The organism is Streptomyces hokutonensis, from assembly GCF_042751305.1.
Taxonomy (GTDB): Bacteria; Actinomycetota; Actinomycetes; order Streptomycetales; family Streptomycetaceae; genus Streptomyces; species Streptomyces hokutonensis_A.
Map to the genome: position 1 here is coordinate 1 of NZ_JBHYWD010000045.1, position 26,366 is coordinate 26,366.

36 protein-coding genes and 2 pseudogenes are annotated in these 26,366 nt (G+C 68.8%); 33 read left to right on the plus strand and 5 right to left on the minus strand.

The genetic code is table 11. The features are described from left to right. Positions 1–179 precede the first annotated feature (179 nt). From ACFXC1_RS50350 to ACFXC1_RS50360, 3 genes and pseudogenes are all read left to right on the plus strand, one after another. Positions 180–920 (plus strand): class I SAM-dependent methyltransferase, encoded by a 741-nt coding sequence (locus ACFXC1_RS50350; RefSeq protein WP_381256991.1) that lies wholly within the window; start codon positions 180–182, stop codon positions 918–920. 256 nt (positions 921–1,176) lie between these two features. Beyond that, positions 1,177–1,710, plus strand: a complete 534-nt coding sequence (locus ACFXC1_RS50355) for a VOC family protein (RefSeq protein WP_381256993.1) — start codon at positions 1,177–1,179, stop codon at positions 1,708–1,710. A gap of 187 nt (positions 1,711–1,897) precedes the next feature. Then, positions 1,898–2,059 (plus strand): annotated as a pseudogene (locus tag ACFXC1_RS50360) (Tn3 family transposase); the annotation flags it as partial. Between the two features lie 23 nt (positions 2,060–2,082). Here ACFXC1_RS50360 and ACFXC1_RS50365 read toward each other — a convergent pair. After that, positions 2,083–2,727 carry a Type 1 glutamine amidotransferase-like domain-containing protein gene (locus ACFXC1_RS50365; protein WP_381256996.1) on the minus strand — a complete coding sequence of 215 codons (645 nt, stop codon included), beginning with the start codon at positions 2,725–2,727 and terminating at the stop codon, positions 2,083–2,085. A gap of 48 nt (positions 2,728–2,775) precedes the next feature. Beyond that, positions 2,776–4,052 (minus strand): annotated as a pseudogene (locus ACFXC1_RS50370) (IS256 family transposase). 144 nt (positions 4,053–4,196) lie between these two features. Between ACFXC1_RS50370 and ACFXC1_RS50375 the strand changes: the two are divergent. Continuing rightward, positions 4,197–4,319 carry a hypothetical protein gene (locus ACFXC1_RS50375; protein WP_381246907.1) on the plus strand — a complete coding sequence of 41 codons (123 nt, stop codon included), beginning with the start codon at positions 4,197–4,199 and terminating at the stop codon, positions 4,317–4,319. Positions 4,320–4,650: 331 nt separating this feature from the next. On the opposite strand, the gene ACFXC1_RS50380 is transcribed toward ACFXC1_RS50375, so the two are convergent. Further along, complete coding sequence (locus ACFXC1_RS50380; RefSeq protein ID WP_381256999.1) at positions 4,651–4,974, minus strand: hypothetical protein; 324 nt, start codon at positions 4,972–4,974, stop codon at positions 4,651–4,653. 237 nt (positions 4,975–5,211) lie between these two features. Further along, on the minus strand, positions 5,212–5,550 hold the full coding sequence (locus ACFXC1_RS50385) for a hypothetical protein (protein ID WP_381257001.1): 339 nt from the start codon (positions 5,548–5,550) through the stop codon (positions 5,212–5,214). A gap of 219 nt (positions 5,551–5,769) precedes the next feature. Here ACFXC1_RS50385 and ACFXC1_RS50390 point away from each other — a divergent pair, with 219 nt between their 5' ends. From ACFXC1_RS50390 to ACFXC1_RS50415, 6 genes are all read left to right on the plus strand, one after another. Beyond that, on the plus strand, positions 5,770–5,937 hold the full coding sequence (locus tag ACFXC1_RS50390; RefSeq protein ID WP_381257003.1) for a hypothetical protein: 168 nt from the start codon (positions 5,770–5,772) through the stop codon (positions 5,935–5,937). Between the two features lie 181 nt (positions 5,938–6,118). After that, entirely contained in the window at positions 6,119–6,361 is a 243-nt protein-coding gene (locus tag ACFXC1_RS50395; RefSeq protein WP_381257005.1) for a hypothetical protein, read from the plus strand. A 605-nt stretch (positions 6,362–6,966) separates the two neighbouring features. Further along, positions 6,967–7,809: a hypothetical protein gene (locus ACFXC1_RS50400; protein WP_381257007.1), complete on the plus strand. Its 843-nt coding sequence runs from the start codon at positions 6,967–6,969 to the stop codon at positions 7,807–7,809. Between the two features lie 33 nt (positions 7,810–7,842). After that, on the plus strand, positions 7,843–8,259 hold the full coding sequence (locus tag ACFXC1_RS50405; RefSeq protein ID WP_381257010.1) for a hypothetical protein: 417 nt from the start codon (positions 7,843–7,845) through the stop codon (positions 8,257–8,259). Then, positions 8,256–9,434, plus strand: coding sequence for a hypothetical protein (locus tag ACFXC1_RS50410; protein WP_381257013.1), 1,179 nt, complete (start codon positions 8,256–8,258; stop codon positions 9,432–9,434). The genes ACFXC1_RS50405 and ACFXC1_RS50410 overlap by 4 nt, the downstream gene beginning before the upstream one ends. Before the next feature lie 84 nt (positions 9,435–9,518). Further along, positions 9,519–9,809, plus strand: coding sequence for a hypothetical protein (locus ACFXC1_RS50415; RefSeq protein ID WP_381257015.1), 291 nt, complete (start codon positions 9,519–9,521; stop codon positions 9,807–9,809). Between the two features lie 58 nt (positions 9,810–9,867). Here the strand turns inward: ACFXC1_RS50415 and ACFXC1_RS50420 are convergent, their stop codons facing one another. After that, on the minus strand, positions 9,868–10,152 hold the full coding sequence (locus ACFXC1_RS50420) for a hypothetical protein (RefSeq protein WP_381257017.1): 285 nt from the start codon (positions 10,150–10,152) through the stop codon (positions 9,868–9,870). 171 nt (positions 10,153–10,323) lie between these two features. Between ACFXC1_RS50420 and ACFXC1_RS50425 the strand changes: the two genes are divergently transcribed. The 23 genes from ACFXC1_RS50425 (at position 10,324) to ACFXC1_RS50535 (ending at position 26,205) form a co-directional block, all read left to right on the plus strand. Continuing rightward, positions 10,324–10,542 (plus strand): hypothetical protein, encoded by a 219-nt coding sequence (locus tag ACFXC1_RS50425; protein ID WP_381257020.1) that lies wholly within the window; start codon positions 10,324–10,326, stop codon positions 10,540–10,542. A 67-nt stretch (positions 10,543–10,609) separates the two neighbouring features. After that, positions 10,610–11,302 carry a hypothetical protein gene (locus ACFXC1_RS50430; RefSeq protein ID WP_381257023.1) on the plus strand — a complete coding sequence of 231 codons (693 nt, stop codon included), beginning with the start codon at positions 10,610–10,612 and terminating at the stop codon, positions 11,300–11,302. 18 nt (positions 11,303–11,320) lie between these two features. Continuing rightward, complete coding sequence (locus tag ACFXC1_RS50435) at positions 11,321–11,494, plus strand: hypothetical protein (protein WP_381257024.1); 174 nt, start codon at positions 11,321–11,323, stop codon at positions 11,492–11,494. Positions 11,495–11,633: 139 nt separating this feature from the next. After that, on the plus strand, positions 11,634–11,975 hold the full coding sequence (locus tag ACFXC1_RS50440; protein WP_381257027.1) for a hypothetical protein: 342 nt from the start codon (positions 11,634–11,636) through the stop codon (positions 11,973–11,975). A gap of 19 nt (positions 11,976–11,994) precedes the next feature. Further along, on the plus strand, positions 11,995–12,519 hold the full coding sequence (locus tag ACFXC1_RS50445) for a hypothetical protein (protein WP_381257030.1): 525 nt from the start codon (positions 11,995–11,997) through the stop codon (positions 12,517–12,519). A 29-nt stretch (positions 12,520–12,548) separates the two neighbouring features. Then, positions 12,549–13,196 (plus strand): hypothetical protein, encoded by a 648-nt coding sequence (locus ACFXC1_RS50450; RefSeq protein ID WP_381257032.1) that lies wholly within the window; start codon positions 12,549–12,551, stop codon positions 13,194–13,196. A 64-nt stretch (positions 13,197–13,260) separates the two neighbouring features. Next, a complete protein-coding gene (locus ACFXC1_RS50455; protein WP_381257035.1) occupies positions 13,261–13,626 on the plus strand; it encodes a hypothetical protein in 366 nt (121 codons plus the stop codon). 29 nt (positions 13,627–13,655) lie between these two features. Then, a complete protein-coding gene (locus ACFXC1_RS50460; protein WP_381257038.1) occupies positions 13,656–14,546 on the plus strand; it encodes a hypothetical protein in 891 nt (296 codons plus the stop codon). Between the two features lie 155 nt (positions 14,547–14,701). Continuing rightward, on the plus strand, positions 14,702–15,976 hold the full coding sequence (locus tag ACFXC1_RS50465) for an N-6 DNA methylase (RefSeq protein ID WP_381257041.1): 1,275 nt from the start codon (positions 14,702–14,704) through the stop codon (positions 15,974–15,976). Between the two features lie 123 nt (positions 15,977–16,099). After that, entirely contained in the window at positions 16,100–16,702 is a 603-nt protein-coding gene (locus ACFXC1_RS50470; protein ID WP_381257044.1) for a hypothetical protein, read from the plus strand. Positions 16,703–16,765: 63 nt separating this feature from the next. Further along, the gene (locus tag ACFXC1_RS50475) at positions 16,766–16,960 is read left to right on the plus strand and encodes a hypothetical protein (RefSeq protein WP_381257048.1); all 195 of its coding nucleotides are present in this window, start codon (positions 16,766–16,768) and stop codon (positions 16,958–16,960) included. Positions 16,961–17,087: 127 nt separating this feature from the next. Beyond that, a complete protein-coding gene (locus ACFXC1_RS50480) occupies positions 17,088–17,753 on the plus strand; it encodes a hypothetical protein (protein ID WP_381257051.1) in 666 nt (221 codons plus the stop codon). Between the two features lie 122 nt (positions 17,754–17,875). Then, positions 17,876–18,373 carry a hypothetical protein gene (locus ACFXC1_RS50485; protein ID WP_381257053.1) on the plus strand — a complete coding sequence of 166 codons (498 nt, stop codon included), beginning with the start codon at positions 17,876–17,878 and terminating at the stop codon, positions 18,371–18,373. A gap of 121 nt (positions 18,374–18,494) precedes the next feature. Next, on the plus strand, positions 18,495–19,751 hold the full coding sequence (locus tag ACFXC1_RS50490; RefSeq protein WP_381257055.1) for a ParB/RepB/Spo0J family partition protein: 1,257 nt from the start codon (positions 18,495–18,497) through the stop codon (positions 19,749–19,751). A 107-nt stretch (positions 19,752–19,858) separates the two neighbouring features. Continuing rightward, positions 19,859–20,686 (plus strand): class I SAM-dependent methyltransferase, encoded by an 828-nt coding sequence (locus ACFXC1_RS50495; protein WP_381257057.1) that lies wholly within the window; start codon positions 19,859–19,861, stop codon positions 20,684–20,686. 112 nt (positions 20,687–20,798) lie between these two features. Beyond that, on the plus strand, positions 20,799–21,026 hold the full coding sequence (locus tag ACFXC1_RS50500) for a hypothetical protein (RefSeq protein ID WP_381257060.1): 228 nt from the start codon (positions 20,799–20,801) through the stop codon (positions 21,024–21,026). Between the two features lie 70 nt (positions 21,027–21,096). Beyond that, positions 21,097–21,516 (plus strand): hypothetical protein, encoded by a 420-nt coding sequence (locus tag ACFXC1_RS50505; protein ID WP_381257062.1) that lies wholly within the window; start codon positions 21,097–21,099, stop codon positions 21,514–21,516. 26 nt (positions 21,517–21,542) lie between these two features. Next, on the plus strand, positions 21,543–21,725 hold the full coding sequence (locus ACFXC1_RS50510; RefSeq protein ID WP_381257065.1) for a hypothetical protein: 183 nt from the start codon (positions 21,543–21,545) through the stop codon (positions 21,723–21,725). An 83-nt stretch (positions 21,726–21,808) separates the two neighbouring features. Continuing rightward, positions 21,809–22,753, plus strand: a complete 945-nt coding sequence (locus ACFXC1_RS50515; RefSeq protein WP_381257068.1) for a hypothetical protein — start codon at positions 21,809–21,811, stop codon at positions 22,751–22,753. A gap of 28 nt (positions 22,754–22,781) precedes the next feature. Next, positions 22,782–23,654: a hypothetical protein gene (locus ACFXC1_RS50520; RefSeq protein WP_381257071.1), complete on the plus strand. Its 873-nt coding sequence runs from the start codon at positions 22,782–22,784 to the stop codon at positions 23,652–23,654. A 148-nt stretch (positions 23,655–23,802) separates the two neighbouring features. Then, the gene (locus ACFXC1_RS50525) at positions 23,803–25,536 is read left to right on the plus strand and encodes a DNA cytosine methyltransferase (protein ID WP_381257074.1); all 1,734 of its coding nucleotides are present in this window, start codon (positions 23,803–23,805) and stop codon (positions 25,534–25,536) included. 121 nt (positions 25,537–25,657) lie between these two features. Further along, a complete protein-coding gene (locus ACFXC1_RS50530) occupies positions 25,658–25,864 on the plus strand; it encodes a hypothetical protein (RefSeq protein ID WP_381257077.1) in 207 nt (68 codons plus the stop codon). 113 nt (positions 25,865–25,977) lie between these two features. After that, positions 25,978–26,205 carry a hypothetical protein gene (locus ACFXC1_RS50535; RefSeq protein ID WP_381257079.1) on the plus strand — a complete coding sequence of 76 codons (228 nt, stop codon included), beginning with the start codon at positions 25,978–25,980 and terminating at the stop codon, positions 26,203–26,205. Positions 26,206–26,366 lie beyond the last annotated feature (161 nt).

The window sequence follows — 26,366 nt, forward strand, 5'->3', positions numbered from 1 at the left end:
CTGCTATGCCTCGCGGCCGTTGTCCTTGCGATGGCGGGCTGGTATGCAACCCGCACCGTGCGGCCACACTGCGCGATCAACGTCAGCGCCCCTCCAACCGACAGCCGGAGAAATTGTCAATACTTGTGGATGGCTCATCAGCAACGGTAGACGGTGAGTGACGAGGCATACTGTCCGTCGTGACGACGTATGACCGCATCGGTGCGACCTACAATCACACGCGCCGACCTGACCACCGGATCGGTGTCAAGATCCACGAGGCGCTCGGCGATGCTGGCACTGTCATCAACGTCGGCGCTGGTGCCGGCTCCTACGAACCACCGCAAACGGTGCTGGCGGTTGAACCAAGTGCAGTGATGATTGCCCAACGTCCGGCCGGATCTGCGCGGGCCCTGCAGGCATCCGCGGAGTCGATCCCCATCGCCGACGAATCGGCTGACGCGGCGATGGCCCTACTGACCGTGCACCACTGGACGAACCTGGAAGCGGGCATCGGGGAACTCCTTCGTATCGCGCGGCAGCGCGTCGTCATCTTCACGTGGGATCAGACCATCTTCCGCAGGTTCTGGCTGCTGGATGAGTACTTGCCGGAGGTAGCCGCATTCGACGACACACGGGCGGTCTTGATCGACCGACTAGTCACGCTGCTGGGAGGCGCCCGCATCGAGAAGGTCCTGGTCCCGCACGACTGCACTGACGGATTCGGTGCCGCATTCTGGCGCCGACCTGAGGCATACCTCGATCCGGAAGTACGAGCAGGCATCTCGATGCTTGCCCAAACCGGCGAGGAGGTCCTTCGCCCGGGCCTGACCCGGCTGTCCAGCGACCTGTCATCCGGCCTGTGGTACGAACAGCATGCTGACCTGCTCGACCGCGAAACATTGGACGTGGGCTACCGCCTTCTCGTAGCGGACCTGTAGGAACAGGCGGACGACCGACTCCCCACTCAGGTTGATTCAGGCCTTCTGCAGTGGGACTTGGTTATGCCGAGAGAGTCATCCTTTTCCAACCTCAGGTTGACGTGGCCGAGGGGAGGGCGAAGAGGTGGCGAGAGCATTGGGAGTAGACGTGAGGTAGGACCGGTTGCGACCCCAACGCGTCGGTGTTTAGGACAGGAGCTGGCCTATTTGCCACTTAGCGTCGCTGCTGGCAACCAACATCAGCGAAAGGACCGTGATGTCTGAGCAGGCCAGCGCCGCGCCGGAGGGCTACACCACCGTTGCTTCCTGGGTCGTCACCGACGACACGGGGGCATTCTTCGACTTCGTCACCCAGGCGTTCGGGGGTGAGGAGCTCGGGCGGGTGTCGACCGAGGACGGCTTGATTGGTCACGGTGAGATCCGAGTCGGCGACACCGTGGTGTTGGCCTTCGACCGGCACGTGGACTGGCCCACCATGCCGAGCCTTCTGCGCGTATTCGTCGCCGACGCGGACACGACGTTCTCACAAGCCGTCGAAGCCGGCGGCCAGGTCGTCACTGCTCTGGCGGACGATGCCTTCGGACGGCGCGGAGGGCGCATCAAGGACCCCTTCGGCAATATTTGGTGGGTAGTCAGCTGCATTGAGGACGTCTCTGAGATCGAAATGTGGAAGCGGCTGCAGGACCCCGTGTACGCCGAGGCCATGCGCGTGGCTCAGGAGACGCTGGATGCCGAGCTCAGCGGTCAACCCCACGGACGCAGCAGTGCACCTGTCAGGGCAACCAGCTGACTAAATGATGTTTCGGGTTTGCATGTGCCAGACCGGTGGTCAATGAGGAGTTCAACCTGTCCTGGCAGTCTGCCAGTTGGCCTGACATGGGGGTGAAGCCCCTGGTAGATGGGTTTTCGACCAAGAGAACCGTCTCCACCAGAGGCTTTGCATGCTTGTTTACCCGTCCGGCGTCGACGTGTCCATGGAGGACCAGCTCGGCGCGCTCGGCCTGGTCCTCAACGCCGTCGCCCTCTTCAACACCAGGTACATGGACGCTGCGGTGAACCAGCTGCGGGCGGACGGCTTCGACGTCCGCGACGAGGACGTGGCCCGCCTCTCGCCGTTTGTACGGCAATACATCAACATGGAGTAATAGTCAAGACCTGTCGATCAAGAAGATGGCGGCCAGGTGACCGGCCTGGTGGTGTCATGGACGTTCACGGCCTCCCCGTCGCGCAGGCAATGGTGCGACAGCCCGCGCTCGGCGAGATGGGTGGCGACTCGCTCCGCGCCTTCCGTGTCACGGTGTTCGGATCGCCAATGGGGAACGATCCGGTAGGGCACCAGGCAGAGGCACTCCGGTGCGGTAGTCGGCGGATAGCCTTTGGGCAGGATGGTTGGGTCATCGATGAGGTCGATGCCTTGGAGGTCCGGTCCGGCGACGCAGGCTCCTGCCGAGTAGCCGCCGTAGGTGAACTCGGGCCGATGCAGCTGCTTTTGGAGGGCATTGCGAAGTCCTGCCTGGGCCACGGCGCGGGCCAGGACGAACGCGTTGCCGCCCAATGCCCAGACGAGGTCGAGGCCGTCCAGGCGTTTGGGGAGTTCCTCGGGGGCGGTGAAGTAGTCGCGGAGATCGAGTTCTTCGCAGATGTAGCCGAAGGTTTCCAGGGTGCGGCTCTCGCGGGCGTAGTCGCGGGCGCGTGAGCGACCGTACTCGTCGAGTGCGTTCAAGACGATGCCCGCTCTGCCTGTGGCCAGGGTGGCGGGCAGTGCCGACGGTCGGCTGCCGGGGGTCAGGAACCAGGAGCTCAGCAACAGCCTCATCATTACCTCTCGGTTGACGGATCACGCGGTGGTGATCATTCAGGCTGCCGTGAACGGGGCCTGGCTGCTGGGGCGTTCGACGAGCTGGCCGCGTTCGAAGCGGGCTCCGGCGCGGACGAGGGCGACGAGGTGGGGTGCGTTCACGGCCCGCCAGCGAGCCTGGGCGGACTCGACGAGCTTGAAGACCATGGCAAGGGCAGCAGCCGCGCTGCCCGCGCCCCGGGTGACCTTGGTCCGCAGCCGGACGGTGGCGAAGGTCGACTCGATCGGATTCGTGGTCCGCAGGTGAATCCAGTGCTCGGCGGGGAAGTCGTAGAAGGCCAGCAGCTCATCCACGTCGTCAGTGATCTTCTTGACGGCCTTGGGGAACTTCGCGCTGTAGGTCTTCGCGAACGCAGCGATCGCCTTTACGGCGTGCTCGCGGTCCTCGGCGTTGTAGATCTCCTGGAGGGCCTTCTTCGCACCGGGCTGGGCGGACTTCGGCAGCGCATTCGCGACATTGGTGATCTTGTGAACCCAGCACCTCTGATGGCGGGTCTCGGGGAACACTTCGGCCAGGGCCTTCCAGAAGCCCAGGGCGCCGTCGCCGACCGCGAGGGCGGGAGCACGCACGCCCCGTCGTGCGCAGTCCCGTAGCAAGTCGGCCCAGGAGTCGGCGGATTCGCGGTAGCCTTCGGCCATAGCGATCAGCTCTTTGGTGCCGTCCGTGCGCACACCCATCAGCACGAGGACGCACGACTTCGCCTCCTGCAGACGTATGCGCAGGTGGATGCCGTCGGCCCAGACGTAGACGTAGTCGACGACGGACAGATTGCGCTCGCCAAATGCCCGGTGGTCGGCCTGCCACTGGGCCGTCAGCCGCGTCACGGTTGCCGGCGAGAGCCCGGCGGAGCTGCCGAGGAACTGCCGAGGAACTGCTCCAGCGCGGGCACGAAGTCGCCGGAGGACAGGCCGTGCAGGTAGAGCAGCGGCAGCACCTCGCTGATCTTCGGAGACTTGCGGCACCACGGAGGCAGGATCGCCGAGGAGAACCGCTTCCGCTCGCCGGTGGCCTCGTCGACGCGCCTGTCGTTCACCCGCGGGGCCTTCACCTCTACCTCCCCGGCCACGGTCGTGACTTTCCGCGGCTGGTGATAGCCGTTGCGAACCACCAGGCGGCGCCCGTTCTCGTCACGCTGATCGGCCAACTCAGCTATATAGGCGTTGACTTCAGCTTCCAGAGCAGCGGCCAACATCCGCCTCGCACCCTCGCGGACGATGTCGTCGATCAGAGAGCCGATCTCGGTCGTTCCATCGGCATTCACTACGCTCAGCACGGGGCATGCCTTCCCGACCGACGGTGCAACGTCGGCCTACTCGATGACCAGAAGTCGATCACTCGGGAAGGTACGCCTTCGCGTCCAACCAGAGACCGATCCACAGGTCATGAGCATTGCTCCGACAGCCGCGGGAACCCGCTGATGACCATCGCGAACTGGAAGCAATGGACTGCCGAGCAACGCACCGATGCGGCCTACTGGTTCGCGGTTGGTGCGGGCCGCTGCAAGTCGCCTGAACCTCGCTGGCGTCAGTGGATCGGCTGAATCTGTCAGACGGCGGGGCGTACGCGGTCTCACGAACGAGCAGCCAACCCAGCCCCACCTAGGACCAAGCCCTTCAGAGATCAGCCCGAACCGATTCGCACAGAATGCCCACGATCAAATGAGACAAGAACCCGCGCCTGTCTCAAACGATCGTGGGCATCGCACGTCACCGACCTCGCTCTGCCCACGACCGTTTGAGACAGGACAGCTGCTGTCTGTTCTCAACGAAGTCAGTCGCAGTCTCATCCAATCCAGTCGACGCGAGTCGGGCCACGCCGACTGGTTTCGGTGAGAGCACACGGACCATCGGCGTGGCCTGCGGAGGGGGACGTCACGCGCCACTGAGGATGAGCGCGCCCAGCGTGATCTGAGCGCCCCACTGCAGCAGGACGACCCCCACCCTGGCGCCCGTCCACCTGGCTCGGGGCCACACCAGTGCCAGAAGACCGGCCGCAAGGGCGCCCCAGAAGCAGCCGCAGAGGGCCTCGCCCGGGACCGTCGAGCACTGCTCGCCGTACGTCAGGCAGCGGCCGCCGCGATAGGTGCTGAGAACGGCGATCCACGCGACGACGACGGTCGGCACGAGCAGGACGAGTCCGGCTACGGACCATCTGGTGACGACGCGCGCTGCGCCGGGCTGCGGAGCGGGGTTCATGTCCTCATCCCAGCGCACCGCCCCGCGTGTGGTGATCCGGTCGCGTACTCAACTCCCCTGAGCACACATGCTCAATGCGTCCCCCCGCGATCGCCACCCATGAGTACCGGGCGTCGGGCACCATTCCCGCATTGGGGGGAGACGGAGAAGCCAGCCGTATCCCGACTGGATTGGATGAGACAGGGACTGGCTTCTGTGAGAACGGACAGCTAGCCGACCACAGTCTCGGCTGGTCCCCTAGTCGTTGTTTGCTGTACCCCCACTACTTTCCTCTCCTCCCTTCCCGGGCTTCGTGCGCGGCTTGGTTCGCCAGGCGCCTGCGTGGCCGCGCTCGATGCTCTGCACTGTGCCGAGGGAGGTGTGGATCATGGCGGCGATCCTCCGGTACGGCACCGAGTCGGATCGCAGGTTCAACACGACGTCGCGCCGCAGATCGCGCCAGCGCGGCTCGGACTTCTCGACGTACTTCAGCACGTCGCTGATCGCTGCGGCGCGAGCAACGGGGTCCGCGATCCGCTCGATCGCCTCCAGGGCGTCGATCACCTTCTGTGTCTCCTCGGCCAACTCGTCAGCCATGCCCGTCCCTTCGCGCGGCGGGCCGCTTGCCGCGAGTGTATGGCATGCCATACGCTCGACGGGAGAGGCGGCCAACCGTCTCTACGCGGACAGCTCCAGCCCCGTGGTCCCACCCAGCGACTGGAGCTGTCCGTAGCCGTCAACAGAACGGCGCCGGGCGGAGTTGTGAGAGGCCCGCCCGGCGCCAGTCCGACCACCTGAGCTACCAGGAGGACGAACATGCGCGATCGTAGCCGCGCGACGAGCACGGGCGAAGGCGGACCGGCGCAGTCCGGCAACCGGACCGGATCGACCTACCAGTCCGTGCTGCTCGAAGGCCAGAAGGCGCCGGCCTCGGAGCAGACCCGCGGTATCCCCGCCCGCAACACCACGGGGGGCCGCCGGTGACCCGCCGGATCAGCACACGCACGCCGAACCCGATAGCCACCCAGCCCGCGACGGTCGAGGCCTGCCAGCAGGACCGGGCTGGTCGCGACGACCGCGCCCAGGGGGTTGCCGCCTGGCAGCAGTTGAAGCAGGTCCGGGAGCGCACTCAGGGACCTTCGCGATCAGGGCCGGTGGGCGCCTGATGGGCGAGCGTCTCGACCGGATCCGCGAGGCGCTGACGGGCGGCCCGACCTACACGCCAGCCGTCGGCCCGTACGCCCGGATCCGCGACCAGGACAAGAACGCCCGCCGGCGAGGCCGCGAAGCCGACCTGGCGGCGGGCCGCCGCAGCCGACACCGCGCGTCCGTCGTGCGCAACGGCGACCGCGGTGACGGCACGAAGTTCGCCTTCGAGAAGAAGGGCTTGTTCAGCCGCCGCCGCTGACCGCCCCCTGACCGGCCGGGTCCTCGACTACCCCCGACGAGGGCCCGGCTTCACGTCCGACCGAGCACAAAGGATCACACCATGACCACACCGCCCGCCGTCGGTAAGAACGCCTCGGTCAAGGTCGACGCCCAGATGTATGACGACCTTGAGACGATGCTCGCCACGGGTATGAACCTGTCGGATGCCGTGCGATCCGCGCTGCTCATCGTCGCCGGGATCTACCGGAAGGTGTGGGACGCCGGCGCCGTGCCGATGCACACGCGTCCGACGATCGAACGGTTCTGGATCACACGCTGTGACCCTGGTCAGTGGCCTGCACATGGCACCGCGCAGACGACGGTCCCCATCGCCTACAGGGTCGGTCCGACGCCGGTTCCGACCAGTTCGACGGCAAGTCCGATGCGGGTTCCCACACGTTCGACGGCAAGTCCGACGCCGGATCTCCCCCGTCCAACGCCGCATCCGATCGGCCGCCCCCCGTCGCACCTGACGCTCGCAGCCGGTGTGACCGGGCCTGCCCCGCGTCCCACACCGGTACGACCTGACGGGCCCGCAGACGGCGGCGGCCCCCAGCCCGCAGAGGCGACCCGAGGACCCCAGCCATGAGTGAGCTCGACGACGAGGCTGCGGTCCGTACCGCGCTGCGCAAGCTCGGCGTCCGCCCCGCCGGCCACGCCGCCGACGACGAGGAGCCGCAGCCCGCGCCCGCCGCCGAGATCCCACCCATGCCTGACTACCAGCCGGATGTCGGGGGGCCCGGCACGCGCCGGGCCAGCGTGCCCCGGCTGCCGGACTGGTGGAGCACCAGGAAGCCCGACCTCGACACCGGCGACGTCCAGGAGGACGACGGCCCGGGGGAGGAGCCCGCGCCCGCCGAGGCAGACGACGACGCCGACGAGGCCTCCACGCCGCGCCGCCCCCGCCTGCGCATGGTGCGGAAGGACTCCGACCCGGGCGACGTCGACGAGCCCGATGACCTGGGCGAAGACCACGGAGAGGACGCCGAAGAGGACGACGAACCGGCGGGGGAGGAGCGACGGGGGAAGTGGACCGCGCGGTTGCGCCGCCCGGACCGCGAGCCCACCCGGCCGCCGTTCGCGACCCCCGTCCCGCTCCACCGCTCCGTCGAGAAGCGGTCGCTCGCAGAGCTGATCGGGGCGATCCCCAAGCACCGGAAGTGGGTGCTGTACGCGGGCAGCGGCTTCGCCGCAGGCTGGTACTTCGGCATCCCGCAGTTCGCCCGCGATGCAACGGCGAGCGTCGCGCAGCACAGCGGCCCGTTGCAGGACAACCCCGACGTCTACTTCTGGGGCGTCGCAGCGGTCATCGCGCTCAGCCTCGACCGCGCCACCCGCCGGTCCTGGTTCCTGATCGCCTGGGCGACCCGCGGCCTCACCGTCAGTCTCATCGTCGGCGCCCTGCTGTACGGCAAGCCCAACACCTGACCCGCCACCCCTCGCAAAGCAAAGGACAGAACAGTGAAAGCCCTGATCCCCACGCTCGGGATCGTCTCCTTCGCCGTCGTGCTCACCGCGGTGCTGATCCTCGGCACCAAGGAGCAGAAGGCCGGTAAGGCGAAGCCGCTCGGCTGGTGGTGGACGCTCGGCCTCGCCATGCTCGCCGGTACCTCGTACACGGCGGCCGGATGGCCGTTCAACATCGTCCCCCAGCTGATCATGGGGGACGGCGTCGGCCTGGCGCACGCTGTCCTGCCCGGGATCACACTTTCGGGCCTCGTGCTGCTGGTCCTGGTGTTCCTGGCCTGGGTCGGGCTCACGCGGCGGCAGGTCGCCGTGATCGGCATCATCCTGGTTCACCTCATGGCGGGCGCAGGCGGCGGGTTCGGCACCCTGGCTCAGCGCATCCATGCAATCGCGGAGCACTTCGCGTCATGACCACCACGACGCACGCGCCCGGCCCGGACGGCGAGCCTCAGCTCGCCGCCGGGCTTACGGCCGACCAGGCTCAGGCTCACGAGGTTCACGAGCCTGAGCCCGTCGTTCGTGAGCCCGGCGAGCCTGAGCCTGAGCCGGGGGAGAGGCGGGAGAAGATCCCCGCACTGGTGATCCCGGATCTGCGCCCGTACGCCGACCCGAAGGCCGCATTCAGCCTCGCCCGCCGAGGCGTGGCAGCGGGCCGTAAGCCTGCGGCCTGGCTCGGCGTCCGCGCCCTCGCCGGGATCGCCACACTGGTCCGGTCCTGCTGGAAGGGAAACCGCATCCTCGCCGGCCTGCTGACCGGCTGGCTGACCGGCGCCTACGGGGAGAAGTTCTCGATCCCGGTCCGGCTCGGGGGAGTGGTCGCACTCTTCCTCGCACTCGTCCACACGGTGCAGCAGTTCGGCGCCTTCGCGCTGGTCGTTGTCGTCCAGCTGTGGTTCCTGGCCGCCGCCATCACCGGCCTGGGCTTCTTCGACCGCAAGCTGGGCAAGGCCAAGAAGGAACAGCCCGAGCCGACCGAGAAGACCCCGGAGGCCAGCGCACCGACCGGCCGCCGCAAGGGCCTCGCCCAATGGCTGCGCCGGCCCTCCGAGCAGGCCCCCGCGGACACTCCCATCGAGGCCGTCGACCAGACCCCCGCCGAGGCCCCCGTGGAGGCCTCAGCGGAGCCCCCGCTGACGGCCCTGATCCGGGAGCTGATCGGCGACGACAACGGGGTCCACCTGGGGGTCCTCCGACCGGCCATGCGGGTGCGTCTCCCGGGCCTCGCCGAGGCCGACGACATGCAGCTGCGGAAGGTGCTCGTACAGGCAGGCTTCGACCCCTCCCGCACCTTCCGGGCAAGGGGGATCGCCGGGCGGGCTGGAGTGCACCGCAGCCAGCTGCCCCCGCTCCCCTCCCCTGAAGGGCCCCAGAAGGACTCTCCGGGCCACTCTCCGCCACCGGAGAGTGGCCCTGACCTGCGGAAATCTCCGAGGGTGAAGAGTGTCCCGAAGAGCGACCGGAGACCCCCGCGGAGGCTCCCCGAGGGATGGACGGAAGAGGACGACGCACGCGGATACCGGGTGAAGAACGACCCCGATCGTGGCCCGGCCGCGTGGGTGATAGAGCGCCGCGAAGACGTCGAATGACCGGCCGGCGCAGCGAACCGAACAGTCCGTAAGCGGCGTGAAAGGCAGGGAACCATGGGCCAGCTGAGGGCAGCGTCCTCCATCATGAGCGGTGACGAGACGCGAGTGAGGAGGGCGCCCGTAGGCGGGCCGTACGCGTACCGGTGTCCGCAGTGCCGCACGACGTCGGAGCCGGTCGAGACGAAGACGGAAGCCCGCGCCGAAGGCCGGGACCACCGGAACGACTTCCACGGCGGTCACCACCCGGACGGCGAGGAGATCATCCCCGTCCAGTACGCGCCGACCCGGTGGAGCGACCTGGAGACCTGGGAGAAGGTCGCCTCGGTCTGCATCGTGGTAGCCCTGCTGATCGGCGTCTGGGTCAAGACGGGCTGACGGGAACGGCGACGGGCCGCGCTGGACGACTCCAGTGCGGCCCTTCCTGCTGTCGGCGCTAGTCCTGCTTCTTGGCCTTGTTGGGCTGACGGGGCGGGACGCCGTACTCGGTACCGATGATGCGCAGGGTGGCCTCGGTCCACGGCACGAGCGGGTGGTTGGCGACGGCCGCGTATGGGAGATCGGTGTCAGCCTTCAGCTCCTCGGCCAGTGCCTTGCGGGCAGCATGGCGCGTCTCCTCTTCCCGCTGGAGAGCCTCCTCCCACGCCTTGAGGGCGGCGCGGACGGTGTCACTGGGCTTGTACTCGGGCAGCGGTTGCTTGCCGAAATAGGGCTTGGGCATGGCTCCAGTCTTTCACGAGACGGTTTGACCAAACTGGCTGAACATCGGCGGAGACGTCGAACCTTTGCGATCACTTTACTGAATATGATTGTGAAAGCTGGCTAGGTCAATCCAATTCGGAAAGAATGGAAGCAGCACCACACACCATCCCCAGACAGGAAGGAAGGGCCCGTGCCCACCACGGACGAACTCGACCTCCAGCCCGGCGACCTCGTCGAAGGCGTCGCAGCCGGAAGCACCCACGGCTCCGTCCTCCGGTGCCGACTGGATCGCAAGCCCTGGTCCCACGGCACCGGCAGCGACGGCCGCGAACGCACGGTCGTCAGCGACGGCAAGGGCGTCGACAGCCTCTACACCGACACGATCCGGATCATCGAGCGCGCCCAGTAAGCCCAGCCTCATCGGTCGCCCGCTCCCGGCGGGCGGCCAGCCCTTCCCGGAGAGGAACGAACCGATCATGAGCACCTACGCCGAGCGTCTCGCTGCCGCCTCCCCCCTGGCCGCAGCCGCATACCAGTTCGGCCAGCTCGCCGAAGCCGCCGACAAGGCCCGTGCCGCCCAGGCGGTCGGCCCGAAGGTGTGGCACTTCGCAAGCAGCGCCGACGCCCGCACCGCCGCCGACCGCGAGCAGGTCGCCGACGGCGACGTCCTGGTCGTCGAGTCCGAGCACGTCGTAGGCATCGTCGTCGTCATCCAGCCCGTTGCCATCACCCAGCAGTACGGCGACTTCAACGCCTACGCCCACCTGGGCAAGCCCGCCCGCGACTACTGCGGCGGCGGGTACACGGCCAGCGTCGAGCACGCCGAGCAGGTTGCCATCGAGCTGGGCTACGCGCTCGCTGACGTGCCCGCCGCTCAGACGGCCAGGATCGCGTCCGGCCGCCCGGTGCCCATCGAGGTGCCGCGCATGCTGGTCGAGCCCGGTGACGTCCTACACGCCTTCGGCGCGCGCCTGAACGTCGTCGATACCGGCACCCGGGCAACGGGGGCGGACGAGGTCGAGGGCGAGTGGTGGGCCCTGGTCCACGGCGCGACCGAGGACGACCGCCGACGCACCTACCGCGAGCAGTGGACCTTCGCGGTTCCCCTCGCGACGGCCGCCTGGGACGTCGTCACCGTCGAGCGGGCCCTGTCCGCCCCCACCGCCTGAGAGAAATGGAGAGCACCGATGGCGCTGAACCCGAAGAACCCGATCGACCGGCTGATCCTCGTCGACGCCCTGGAGCTGGAGCTGACCGGCGGCTGCGGCCGGTGCGGTCTGGAAGCCGACTGGATGTGCGTCGGCTGCGGGCACTGTAACTGCTACCGGCACGACGACTGCAAGCGGCCCGAAAGGCAGTAGGCGAGGCAGCCGCAGGCCCATGACCTGCGGTTTTCTTTGCGGCACCTTTACTGAATCGGCTTGTTAAAACTGGCTAGGGCAAGCTGATTCGGAAAGAATGAAAGTAGTTCAAACCACCACCACTGAGACGGAGCGGGACATGCGCGCAACGAAGGCCACCGAGCACGGCAGGTGCCTGAAGTGCCGCCGCCCGCTCCGCAAGCCCTCGCCCGACGGCTACGGCCCGAAGTGCCGGTTGAAGGTCCGCCGCAACGCCCGGATCGACACCACCAACCCGAAGTGGCAGGTCGCCAGGGCCCTCGAACTCCTGGAGCTCGGCGCCGTCATTCCGCTTCGCCAGAACCGGATCTTCCTCGTCGTCGCCGACGACGGCACGGAGGTCTACCGGACCGCCGCCACCGGCCAGTGCAACTGCCCGGCCGGCCTGCGCTCCGTCCGCTGCTACCACGCCGTGGCCGCCCAGTACGTGGCCGCCGCCTGATCACGAAGGAGAACCGCAGATGTCCCCGTACGTCGCCACCGCTCGCCGTCTGATGCAGCTCGCCGCCGTCGTGCGCGGCCGCGCGTACCACCCGCAGCGCTACATGATCGAGACGCTCGCCGGGGCCATCGAGGACGCGGCGATCGCCATCCAATCGTCCCCCGTCGACGAGCCCGGCCAGTTCCCGCAGCCGGCGGCCGACGCCCTGCGCGAGGCCACCGAGCTGCTTACCGGGCACGACTTCATGATCCCGGCGGCGATCCTCGGCTACGTGACCGCGCCGGTCAGCGGGCGGCTGCCGGAGATGCAGCCGCTGAACGCGGTCAGCATGCAGCTCGCCCGCGAGGACGCCGACCTGCGCGCCCGCCGCTTCGCGATCGTCGAGCACAACCACCTCAACGCCCGCGACGACGAGGTCCTGAACGCCGCCCTCGCCGGGCTGATCGCCCTGCACCGCAAGCACGAGCGCCTGGCCGCCGCCGTCGCCGTCGACAACGACCGGCCCTGCAACCGCGGCAAGGCCCCCGCCGACCTCGCCAGCTGACCCGCCCGACCCCAGATAGGAGCACCCCAATGATCACGTTCACCATCCACGTCCGCGGCTTCCCGAGCTGGTTCACGATGCCGTGCGTCGCCTGCGAGATCCTCGGCCGCACCACCCAGGCCGCCACCTCGGTTGAGGCCAGCAGCGGACTCGGCCTCGCCGCGTGTGAGCCGCACCTGGAGGTCACCGAGAAGGTGATGACCAAGCTGACCACGTACGACGACGCCGTCCTGCGGTCCGCGTTCATCTCCGCCGGGCTGACCGGCGAGCCCAAGGACGGGCTGACCAGACTGTTCCAGACCGCGACCAAGGCCGCAGCGTCCGGTGGCCCCACCGAGGGCGACATGCTGCGCGCCGCCCTGGCCGTCTTCGGGATCCCCTCCTTCTTCGTCAACGACCGAGGGGTCACGTACGTCCTGGTCGCCGTCGACCGCACGGCCGACGAGGGCGACGCCCACACTGGGCCGAGGGTGTTCCTCCACTCCGGGGAGGACGCCATGCGCCCCGCCGACCAGCACACCCAGCCCTGGACGGCCTCCCTGTACGCGGCCGACGGCAGCTACATCGACGAGCCGTTCAGCGCGCGGCCCGGCCTGCCGCTCGCCGAGGAGTGCGCGAACGCGGCACTGAACCTCGCCTGCTGGCTCCTCATGCACGCCGACTGCTACCCGCGCTGACCCTCTCCCGGCCTGGCCCCGACCTGGGGCCGGCCCCCGCCACGAGCAAAGGAAGAACCACGCCATGAGCACTCCGCGCTTCGACCAGGTCGCCGCCACCGGCACCGCGGCCGCCCCGGTCACGATCCGCCTCGCCGACGGCCTCAGCGTCATGGTCAGCGCCGGGCCGGGGGTGGCCTGCCTGCCCTGCCCCGGCAGCGGCGGCCAGCCCGCCGACTACGCGGGCCCGTACACGCACCTGGAGGTGTACCTGCCCGAGGGCGTCGAGCCCGGGGACGGTGACGGCTGGCTCGAAGAGGACAGCTGGGAGCTGCTGCTCACCGAGGGCGACGAGCCCGACGACGGACGCCTTTTCTACGAGGTGCCCGTGGAGGACGTGCGGGCGCTCATCGAGGAGCACGGCGGCGAGCACCCCGAGCAGAACGCCTGACCGGCAGCGACGAGAGAGGAGACAGGGACGTGCCGATCTACCTGCCCGCACCCGAGGCCCCGGCCGGCGGACCCGATGGGAAAGGCTGGAACAGGCTCAGCCTCAACGCCCACTTCGGCTTCCAGGCTCAGTGCGCGTTGCGCCCTCGACGCTGGGGCGCACTCCTGGAATCCCAGGACACGCGACGCGCCCGCTGGGGCGGGTTCGGCGTCTGTGTCAACCGCGGCGACTGCGACGGCTGCGCCCTGCGGAAGGCGATCAACGAGCAGCCCACCACCGTGGAGGTGAACGCCCCCCGGGTTCTGGTGCGCATCGAGCCGATCTACGCAATGGACGACGCGGTGTTCAACGCCGGGCCGGACGGCTGGCGCCTGTGGGTCACGACCGGCCCCGACGACCGCGACTACCGCAACCGGAGGCCGTGGGTCCGGGAAGAAGCCGCCCGCGTGCACGGGTGGGACCTCGGCCGCCCGTACGTCGACGAGCACGGTGAGGGCTTCTGGCTGGAGCGCACCACGCGCGTCCCCGCGTGGGGCTGCGCCATCACCACCCGCGAGCGGCCGTCCTTCACCCGGCATGCGTTTGTAGTGAACGGAACCGGGATCGCGCTCCTTCACCACCATGGCGAGTGCACGCACAGCGAGGAGTTGCTGAACGCGATCTCCCACGCGTGCCCCGGCCCGGACGGCGCCGACGAGGAGCGCGTCCCCGTCCACTGGCGGCAGGCACGGGAGATGACACCGCCGGCCGCCGGCGACGTCCACATCGGCGTCGACGTCGCGAGCATGAGTGTGAAGGTCGTCGCCGTCGACGGCCCGAGGCACGAGCGGGCCCGACTGACACTGACCGGGTCCGGCTGGACGGTCGAACGTGTACGGGCTGCCGCCGAGGCGCTCCGCGCGCACCTCGCAGACCACTGACCACCCCTCGACCTGAACGCTGATGGGCTCCTGACCTGCGACTTCTTAGAAGTTCTTTTGCCGAAACAGCTTGTTAAAACTGGCTAGGGCAAGCCGTCTCGGAAAGAATGAAAGTAGTTCAAACCACACCAACCAGCAGAGAACGGGAGCCCGGCATGGGCACCGACGAGGCCGGCGAAGCCACGCCGAGCAAGGCGCGGATCACCGGCCACCTCGGCTACGGCGGCACCGAATTCACACCTGGGGCCAGACGATCGGCGTCGTCGACGCCGCCATGGCCGCCACCCGCATCTGACCACCCGACCCCACAGGCCCGGCACCCGATGGTGCCGGGCCTGACTCATGCCTGCACGGAGGAACCCATGGAGCAGCTCGACCTGTTCGCCGAGCTCGGCGAGCCCGAAGCGCCCAAGCCTGAGAAGACGATCACCCTGCCGAAGCCGACCGCCGGGCAGTACGCGAGCGCCGTGGCGAGACCGCCGCAGCCGAAGCCGCAGCAGCCGGCCCTCATCCCCGAGGCGGAACCGGCCCCGGCCCGGCGCCGCCTGGAGTTCGCCATCCGCCCCGCCGACGGCCCCACCTTCGGCGAGGCCGTCGCGGACGCCTGGCACGGCTCGCACGGCGGGAACCGCATGGAGATCCCTGTGGGCATCGTCGCCACCCTGGCGCTGTGGCCGCAGAAGGGGCACCCGCGGCTCCTCGCCGACTTCTTCCGGGGCCTGGATGCCGAGCAGCTCATCGCCTGCGTGCGGGAGGTCGCCGCCTACTGGTGGATGCGGCGCCCCGACCTGATCGACACCGCCTCGGTGCTGTTCCGCTGGGCGGAGGAGGAGAAGTTCACGAAGAACGAGCTGGCCGCCATCCGGGCCACGTTCCATGCGGCGCTGAACGCGAACGCCCTCGACCACACCGGGCGCGAAGATCCGGCGTGGAACGCGGAGGTCGACCTGATGTCGTGGGCGGTCACTGCCTTGCGGCACAAGTCCGCGCGGTCCGGCCTGGGCGAGTACCACACGCCACCGGAGGTGTGCGACATGATGGCCGCCCAGATCCTCGGGAACGACCCGGAGCAGATCCGGGAGGGCTACTCGGTCCTCGACCCGTGCGCGGGCACCGGCGGCATGTTCCGATCGGCCGTCAACCACGTGCGCAGCATGGGCATCGACCCGGCCCGCATGACGTGGTTCGCGCAGGAGATCGACCCGATCGCGGCAGCGGGCTGCGCCGTCAACATGATCGTGTGGGGGATGGGCCCGAACGCCATGGTGGCCTGCGGCGACACGCTCGCCGAGGGCGACATGTGGAAGCGGGCGGTGGAGCACCGGCGGACGCTGGTGAAGGCGCGGGATGACGCGGCAGCCGCCATGGCGATCGCCCGCGCGCTGCACCAGGTCGAGCGCCTCGTCTCCGGAGCCGCCGAAGCCGCCTGACCTGCGCGTTTCCTTGACGATTCTTTACTGAATCAGCTTGTTTAAGTTGGCTAGGGCAAGCTGTTTCGGAAAGAATGAAAGTAGTTCAAACCGCACCTACCAGCCGCGAAGGGGCAGATCGCCATGACGAACCTCCTCCCCTACATCACCGCCGGACTGCGCTTCGCCCCCGACGACATCCCCTGCCGACCGAAGGACAGCCTGGGTCGCGCCTTCAGCTGCAACTACAACGGCGAGGGGCCGGCGATGGCGATCCACACCTGGCAGGGCCGCCACGTGTGCGCGTACCACTCGCCGTTCGACAACAAGTACGTGCCGTGCGCGGACTGTGGTGAGAAGCCCGCTCTGATGGACGGCGAGCAGGTCTGCGACGACTGCCTGGCGACGGCCGCCGACGCGGCCGTGGTGGAAGCCGAGGTGACCGGCCACGTGTGCGACGAGGACGCGGAGCGCGCCGCCTACGGCCGGTACGTGGACGACGGCCTGGCCGACACCGACGGCTGGTACAGCCCAGAGCCGTTCTCCGCCTGGCAGGCGCACTATCACCGGGCGATCGGCCACAAGGAGCCGCGCACGGAGGAGTGCACCGAGACGGAGTGCAAGGCCCCGGGGCACGAGCGCCTGCACTGCGTGCAGGACCGGATCCCCGGCAAGGGCCGGAGGTTCCGCACGTACAGCGTCTGCCGCGACTGCTACGACCGGCGCCGTTCGGCGCGCGCCGCCTGACGGCCCCCACGGGCCCGGCGTCCGCCGGGCCGACCCCCACTGCACGAAGGAAGGACCGAGCACATGGCGTCGAAGAAGACCGACGAGCTGGTGGCCAAGCTCCGCGCGAGCGGGGCCGAGGTGGTGAAACGCGGGGCGCGGTGGCGTGTGACCCAGGAGGGCAAGGGCCTGGGCTTCCTGCCGACCACAGACCCGAAGGACCGCAAGGCGTTGAGCAACAAGGTCGCCGACCTAAGACGCAAGGGCTACGAGGTGTGAGCTGCCGACCTGCTTTCTTTGCCATTCTTTTGCTAAAACAGATTGTCAAAACTGGCTAGGGAAAGCCGTTTCGGAAAGAATGAAAGTAGTTCAAAACGCACCAACCTGCACAGAATGGGAGCAAGTCATGGTCGCCACCCTCACCGAGGTCTTCGAATCCCTCGCCGAGAGCGCCACGACCCGCGAAGAGGGTGCGCGTACGAAGCTCGCCAAGGCCCTGACGGACCTCAGCCAGGGCGTCGACACGAGCCTGATTCGCACCGCGATGGACGCCGCCGCCGAGGCCGTCCCGTACCGGCGAGTCCTGGAGTGCGCCGAGAAGGTCGGCGTCCGCGCGGCCCTGGCCGGAGTACGGAGGGATCTGACCCGCCAGCTGCTGACGCGGTCGCCCGGCTCCAGCACCTGCCAGATCCGCAACGAGGCCGACCGTATGGAGGTGGAAGCCGCGCAGCGGTTCCTTCAGCACACGGACAACCTCCTGGACCGCTACGAGGACGCCCCGAGCGAGGGGGCCTCCGAGCCCGAGGCCGAGCCGGCGCCCGCGCCGGCGGACGTCCCGACGGCGACCCCTGCGCAGAAGCGCACCCTGGAGGCCATCCGGGACAACGGCGTGGCGATCCAGGAGCTGCGGGTCGGTCAGCGCCGGGTGGCCGTCGAGCGCGGCGAGAGGCCCCGCCGCGACATGGTCGAGTGGGTCGTCAGCCAGGGCTGGGCGAAGCAGGCGGCCGGGTCGCTCTACAACGGCCAGAAGGTGACGCTGACCGCCATCGGTGAGGCGATCTTGGCCCGCTGACCTGCGGTTTCTTAGAAGTCCTTTTACCGAAACAGCTCGCAAAAACTGGCTAGGGCAAGCTGTTTCGGAAAGAATGAAAGTAGTTCAAAACACCCCACCAGTTACGGCCAGAGGAGAGCGCCATGAACGCCGCGAGCATCACCGAGGAGATCGAGCTGATCGTCGAGATCGGCGAGGCCGGCGACGCGCTCGCCCTGGCCAAGCGGCTGGCCGCCGACGAGCAGACCGCCTGGGCGATCGACGTCCGGCGGACGGTGACGCGCGGTGAGCTCGACCGGAACGCGCTCCGCGCGGTCGGCGGCCGGATCGTCGCAGCGTGCAGGCCGGTGCCGATCGACCTGAAGCTGTTCGACGCGCTGACCGACATGGAGGCCGGCCTGCGCGCCGCCCTCGCGGCCGACGCCGCGACGCCGAGCACCGAGCGCCGCGCGCGCGGCGCGCAGCAGTGGACCGAGCAGCAGCGGTACGCGGAGCGCGTGAGCGCGTACAACCAGCAGGTCGAGTTCGTGAACCGCGAGCGCGGCCGCGCGGTCAACCGCGCGCAGGCCGCCGCGGTCCGCGCGAAGACCTGCGGCGGCTGCTTCCAGGAGAAGGCCGCGAACGGCTCCTGCGGCTGCTGACCTGCGGTTTTCTTAGAAGTTCTTTTGCCTAATCAGGTTGTCAAAACTGGCTAGGGCAAGCTGATTCGGAAAGAATGAAAGTAGTTCAAACCACCCCACCCCGACAGTGAAGGGACACGCTGTGACCGCCACCGCCACCACCGAGGCCACCACCGAGACCGAGCACGCGGAGGAGTACGTCGACCCGTCCGCGACCCCGGCCGGACCCGCCCCCGACGGCCTCGGCGCGCGGGACGACGCCCCGGCGAAGAAGGCGACCGCCCGCCGCAGTCCGCGCCGCGCACCCGCGAAGAAGACCGCGGCCGCCACGAGCAAGGCCCCGGCGAAGAAGGCGACCGCCCAGCAGGCCGGCGACGACAAGCGGACGCAGCTCCGCACGATCCCGACGGCGAAGATCGACCGCGACCCGGGCCAGCCCCGCGAGCACTTCGACGAGGCCGGGCTTCAGGAGCTGGCCAAGTCCATGGCGAAGCTGGGCCAGCTCCAGCCGATCAACGTCCGCTACAACGAGGACACGAAGCGGTTCACGCTCATCATGGGCGAGCGCCGCTGGCGGGCCGCCCAGATCGCCGGCCTCACCCAGATGAAGGCCGTCGTCATGCACGGCGTCGGCGAGGGCCGCGAGACTTTCGCGATGGCCGTCGCCGAGAACGTCGGCCGCGCCGACATGACCGCCGTCGAGGAGGCGAAGGCCTTCAAGAAGCTGGTGGACGCCGAGTACACGGTCGACGAGGTCGCCGAACTCGTCGGCAAGAGCCCGGCTTACGTCCAGTGGCGCATCGACCTGCTGCGCCTGTGCCCCGAGGCGCAGGAGGCCCTCGTCAAGAACCAGCTGCCGGTCGGCCTGGCCTGGTACGTCGGCAAGCTGTCCAACGACAACCAGGTGCGCTTCCTCGGCCGTTGGGTGCGCGGCGACTTCAAGAGCGCCCGTGACGCGGAGGCCTTCGCGCAGGCCCTCCACACGGAGGAGAAGCGCCAGGAGGAGCAGGGATCGTTCTTCGTCCTCTCGGAGGAGGCGGAAGCCGCCCGCAAGGACAGCGGACAGGACGCACTGCCGGGCACCCTCGACCTCCCCGAGGAGGAGCGCGAGCGGATCATCGCCGACCGCAGCAAGCTCGTCGGGAAGATCGACAAGCTGGGCCAGGCCGGAGAGATCCTCTCGCTGCTCGCGGCGAGCGACCCCGAGGAGCTGGCCCTGCTCCTCGCCGGTACGCCCGGCGGCATCGGTGGTCACCGCCTGCGCATCAAGCACCTCCAGGACATCGCCACCAAGGCCATGGCGAACCTCCGCAAGGCGGAGATGGTCGCCGAGGTCCGCGCCAGCGGCCTGACCGTCAACCCGGACGCCGAAGCCGACCTCGCGGCCGAAGCCGCCTGACCACCCACCGCGGGCGCCCCGTCCAGGCAGCGGACGGGGCGCCCTCTTCACCCCTCATCTAAGCCCCGTTCAGGCAGCCAGACCCCTATCCCTCCAGGAGGACCACGATGGAGATCCCAAGCGGCGTCTACGACGTCCTCACCGACACCCGCACGGTCATCGCCGGCGACCGGGTGCAGATCCCGTTCGAGCTCGACCGCGCACAGTACGAGCAGGTGAACAAGGTTCTGAAGGAGATCGGCGGCCGGTGGGACGGCCGTACGGCGATCCGCGCGCACGTCTTCCCGTTCCCCGTGGAGGAGTTCATGCGGGCGTGCCTCGCCACCCGCGAGTTCCCCAGCCGGTTCGAGCAGGGCTGGTACCCGACGCCGCCGCGCGTGGTCCACGAGATCCTGGAGCGCGCGGGGATCAGGGAGGGCATGAGCGTCCTGGAGCCTTCGGCCGGGACCGGCTCGATCGTGGGGCCGGCGGCCGGCCGTGGCGCGGTCGTCGACTGCGTGGAGATCGACGAGCGGCGGGCCCGGGTCCTGCGTGAGCAGGGCGCCGCGCGCCGCGTCCTCGAGGAGGACTTCCTCGACCTGGACCCGCTCGACTGCCCGCACGGCTACCGCAGGGTGCTGATGAACCCGCCGTTCGCGGCGGCCGTGCAGCACGTGAAGCACGCGCTCGGGTTCCTCGCTGACGACGGCGTACTCATCGCGGTCCTGCCCGAGTCGGTGATGTGGCACAGCGACCGGGCGACCGTCGAGTTCCGCGAGCTGATCGCCCTCGCCGAGGGCGAGTTCATCCCGCTGCCCGACGAGTCGTTCGCGCCGTCCGGGACGAACGTCCGCACCGTGCTCCTGGTCGTCGCCTCCGAGCCCGGCGGGTCGCTGCCGACCCACGGCTGGCACCAGCGGCAGCCCCGCCAGCTCGACCTTTTCACCGCCGCCTGAACTGCGTTTTTTTGAGTTTCTTTACCGAATTAGTTAGTGAAAGCTGGCTAGGGCAAGTTGATTCGGAAAGAATGAAAGAAGCACCACAAACCACCATCAGGGAGGCGGAGTCATGGAAAACCAGGACGTCATTCAGAGGATCAACAACGGCGACCTCTTCATCCTCACCCGAGAGGACATGGCCCTCATCCTCCCCTGGCTCCGCGAAACCCTCACCAACCAGGAAAGGAAGGACGAAAACGCGGACCTCTGCCAGGTCTTCGCCAAGGTCCTGGGACTCGCGAACCGGCAGTACGGCACCGAGCCCTTCAATCGTCAGACCTGCATCTGCAACGGCTGACACACCACAGGGGGCCGCCCAGGCGGCCCCTACGGCACCACCAACACAGCAATCCAGGAAAAGGACGGGAATGGATCTCGCCACCTGCACCTACCAGGAGTTCACGCCCGACATGGGCGCTCCGATCCGCACGACCGCGGGCCACCCACGCTTCCCGCTCGGCTACGAGCTGGCCGGTCACGCCACGCTCATCACGCCGACGCGGGAGCTGCTCGCCCAGAACCTGCCCCAGGACGCCTACGAGTTCAGCTACCGGCGCCTCCTGAACGGCTACGGCATCGACCGCATCTATGCCGAACTCGCCGGCCTGGCCGTCCGGAACGGCGGCGCCCGCCTGGTCCTGCTCTGCTTCGACCGCCTCGACAGACTGCCCCCAGCCGACGCCTGGTGCCACCGAAGCCACTTCGCGAACTGGTGGTTGGAGCAGACCGGCGAAGAGATCCCCGAACTCGGCGCCCAGCGGCCCACACAGCCGCCCGCGCTGTTCTGACCGGCCCACCCGACAAGGAGGACGACTTGGCCGGCGACTACTGCAAGTTCTGCGACCGCCGTTGCTTTGTGCTCCGCACCATCCCCGACGGCCCCGAGACGGGATGGACCGGGCACCTCGCCACCTGCCCCCGCGGCATGGAACACGACCGCGAGCAGACCGGCCACGACCACACGACGGCCATCAACCCCGCACAGGGCAGCGACTGACACCGCCCTGCTCTCAGCACGACCAACCGGCCGGGACCCCGCAGGGTCCCGGCCGGACCCATATCCGAACGGAGCGAACCACCATGCCCCACGAGATGATCGCGAGCCGCGTCCACCTTGACGAGTTCCTCGGCCCCTTCGCATGCCAGCTGGACCCCCGTGACCGGTGGAACGGCTGGATGAACCCCTACTTCACGCTGGACGTCGCCCGCGAGCTGTCCGCCCAGACGATCCGCATGGCCGAGCAGGACGGTTACGACTGCGTCGACACGATCCACGTCATCGACGGCCGTGCGGACAGCCGGGACACCGTCCACATCATCCAGAGCGACGTGAAGCGCAGCACGGACGACGAGGACGACGACCAGGACCCCGAGCCGCTCGCCATAGCCATCCGCGTCAACTGGCGAGACCTGGAAAAGGGAGCTGAACAGGCCACCACGATCGCCATCGCCACCCGGGCCGCCCGCAAGGCAGCCCGCCGACGCAAGCCCAACGGCAAGGGCCAGACCCGCACGGTCGTCGCCCACGTCCGCTGGCAGTGGGCCGAGGAAGGCCACACCGCCACCAACGTCATCGAGCCCAACCGCGACGGCCTGTACGGCATCGGCGGATGGGAGTGGACGTGGAGCAGTGAGGCCTGGTGGTGCCCCCGCTGCGGCACCTACGAGGAGTGGCACGACCCCGAGTGCGCGTGCGGCCTCACCCGACCGGCCACCCTGCTCGGCGTCGCCACCTGGACCGCCGCATGCGTCCTGCACGACCGGGCCCCAGAGGCGACGTCGGCCCTGGTCGACCTCACCCGCCTCGCCACGATCTGCTCGGTCGCCGGCGAGGACGAGATCGACACCGCCGACGACACCGGCCCGTTCGACACCGAGACCCTCGGCAAGGCCGACGAAGTCCTCCGCCGAGCCCTCGACAACGCCACCCCGGCCGACCTCGCCGCAGCCGGATGGAAGCACGTCCCGGACGAGAAGTCCGACCGCCTGTACCGGATCACCTTCCCGGCCGCCCGCACCCACTGACCTCCACCTGACGAAACGAGGACGCCACATGAGCGACCAGACCCCTCCCCGCCCCGCCTACCGGCTCCCCAACAGCAGCGCGCTCGGCGCGGCCGTCGACACAGCCCTGAACGACGCGGAGCGTGCGCACGAGCAGCTCGGCCGCGTCATGGCCGTGGTGACCGCTGCGGCCGTCCGCGACATCCTGACCGGCTGCAAACCCGACGCCCCGTTCGACGCGGCGGCGGTCGAACTCGTCGAAGGCGAGGACGGCTCACTGTTCCCCAACGGCCGGTACTGGACGATGGCCGGCGACGAGCGCACCTTCACCGAGACTGTCGGCTTGACCGAGGCCGGGAACGGCATCCACGAAATGAGCGGGTGGACTGCCTACCTGGACGACGACACCCGGGACGTCTGGCGTCCGCTGTGTGGTGAGCTGCCCGACCGCAACGGGCGGCCGGCGTACCGCGTCGACCTCGTCCGGGCCGCCGCGCTGCTCGACGAACCCGAGCCCGGCGAGAGCCGGATGGTGGAGGTCGTGGTGTCCGCGAACGAGACCGACCGCTACCCGGCGCTCGTCGACCCCAGCGACCAGGCCAGCGACGGGTACGTGAAGCCCTGGTTCGACCTCGGCACCGTCCGGCAGATCGCAGCCAACACCCAGGCCGACGCCGCCCGGTACGGACACGGCTCCATCGACACGGTGCACGTCATCGACGGCACCGTGGACGGCACCCGGCACGCGGTCGTCCTGCTCATCGCCTGGATGTACCTCGGCGGCGACAGCCACGAGAAGGCCACCCAGGTCCTCCAGCCGAACGACGACGACCGGTACGCCGTCGGCGGGCACGCCTGGTGCTGGTACGCACTGGACGACGACCTGATGCCGCAGATCCCGTTCCGACCCACCGACCGCTGACCTGCATTCTTTTCGAATTCTTTGCCTACTCAGATTGTTCAAACTGGCTAGAGCAAAGCGATTCGGAAAGAATGATGAATACCACCCAGCACCACCAGCGCCGCCCCGCCCGGGGCGGCGCTCGTCATGCCCGCAAGGAGAGAAAGACGTGGCCACCGCGACCAAGAAGAAGAAGTTCCGGATCGCAGCCCACCGGCCGGCCAGGAGGCAGCGCCGCTTCCGGCACGACAGTCACACCGCCTGCGACCTGTTCAGCGGCTTCGGCGGATTCACCAAGGGCATTGAGGACGCCGGATTCGACACGATCATGGCCGCGAACCACAACGAGTACAAAGTCTTGATCCACGAGACGAACCACCCGACCGCCGAGCACTGGATCGCCGACCTCGTCGATCCAGACTCGTCCGACTACCACTCGGCCCGTGACCTGCCCGCCGCCGACCTCCTCACGGCGGGCGTGAGCTGCGTTAATCACTCGATCGCGAACACGCAGAGGGCGTACGAGCAGGGCCTGGCCCTGTTCGAGCTGGAGGACCAAGAGTTCGAGGCCCGGGTCACGAGATCCGAGCGTGACCGGGCGACGGCGACGTGCGTGCTCCAGTACGCCGGTCAGCATCACCCGCGGCTGATCCTCGTCGAGTGCACGACCGGACTCCAGTCGTGGGGGAAGGCGCTCCCCAACAAGCCGAAGATCGGCGATGGCTCGACGTATCGGTGGTGGCTCGCTGAGTTCGAGAAGCTCGGCTACCGCTACCGGGTGCTGTACCTGAACTCGCAGTTCTTCGGCGTCCCCCAGAGCAGGGACCGGCTCTACATCTGCTTCTGGGACAAGTCGCTGCCGACCCCCGATCTCGACCACCGGCCGGTGTCCTGGTGCGGGCACTGCGACAAGCAGGTGGAAGCCGTGTGGTCGTGGAAGACGGGCGTTCCGGCGTCGGGGCTGGTCGGCTACGGCAAGCAGTACAACTACCGGTGCCCGAGCTGCCGCCGCGAGGTCATCCCGCCCATGACACCCTCGCTGTACGCCCTCGACCTGTCCGACCTGGGCACGAAGATCGGTGACCGGGACACGCCGCTCGCCGACAGCACGATGGCCCGCGCCGAACGCTGCCGCCAGCGCTTCGCCCAGTTCCCGGCCGTCCTCCTCCCGGCCAAGGGCATCCACGGCACCGAACGCCACCCGTGGCAGCCCCTGTCGACGCAGACCAGCCAGCAGGAGACCGCGATCCTGACGACCGGCGCGATCGTGGCCGCGCACCGGCACAACGGCGAAGGGCAGCACATCCTGCGGCCGATGGACACGGTGACCGCGACGCACGAGAAGGCGGTGTTCCTGGCGGTCGACAACTACCAGGGCGGACCGCGCGGCGCGCACATCCCACTCCCGACCCAGGTCGGCTCGGAGACGCTCGCGGTGGTGTCCTCCGGGATCGTGCCCTTCCGGAAGAACACGACCCCCACGGTGCACGCAGAGGCGATGCCGACGGTCACCACGGAGCAGATCCCGGGGTTGCTCACCGCGGCGGCCGGGTGGTTCAAGCAGAACGGGCCCACGGGCGCCGAGACCGCGCCGCACCCGCTGACCGATCCACTCGGCACGCTCACCGCTCGGGACACGACCGGCCTGCTGGTCACCGAGTGGCAGGCGTCCCTCGCCAGCCTGCCGCTGGAAGAGTGCTACTTCCGGATGATGAAGGCCAACGAGGTGGGCGTGGGCTGCGGCTTCGACGTGGACTTCCGGGGCCGCAAGGGGACCTTCAAGGTCTGGGGCAGCGCGAGGAACCAGGTGGACGGGTTCGGGAACGCGGTGTCCCCGGCGGTCGGGACATGGATCGCGTCCCGGCTCCGGGCCATCCTTCACGGCGATCAGGTCGCTGCCTGACCTGCGGTTTTCTTGTCCGTTCTTTTACTGAATCAGCTTGTCCAAGCTGGCTAGGGCAAGCTGATTCGGGCAGAATGAAAGTAGTTCAAAACACACCAACCTGACCAGAAAGGCGTAAGTCATGCTGAACATTCGCCTCACCCCCATTGCGAGCGGCCCCGTCAACACCGTCCCCGTGGCGCCCGACCTGCCCACCGCGGCGGTCATAGCGACCCCCCTGCCCGTCGTCGAGGACCTCGGCACCTGCGAGGACTGCGGGGCGGACCTGGAGATCCACTGCTCCAGCTGCAACGCGTCCTACTGCGAGAGCTGCGAGTACGGCATCTGACCGGCCGGGCGGCCAGCGTGCCGCCCCCTGAGCAGGCGGCGTGAACGGGCCCCGAGCCCGGTACGCGCCGCCCGCCCAGGAACAGCCCTCTCGTCACCCCCAAGGAGAACGCCATGCGCCAGTACCTGAACAAGACCGAGCTGCTCGCCGCCCTGGAGGCCGGGGAGCGCATCGAGGCCGCCCCGAAGAGCGAGTACGAGGGCGAGGCCGTCGAGTACGCCCCTCGCAAGGACGCCGCCAACAACCACCCCGACTTCTACCCCTGGCGCGTCATCGGGCGCCCGGACTACGCGCGCCTGAACTCCCTGAAGGTCGTCGCGGTCCCGACCGCCGCCAGCTGACCCACCCCTGAAGGCCGGGGAGCAGGCAGCGCGCCCCCGCCCCCCCCCCCCCCCCCCCCCCCCCCCCGCGCCCCCGCCACGCCCCCCAAGCCCCCCCCCCCCCCAATTGCGTCAACAGCCACCGCGTCCCCCCCCATGACCGCCAACCCTTCCACCCTAAC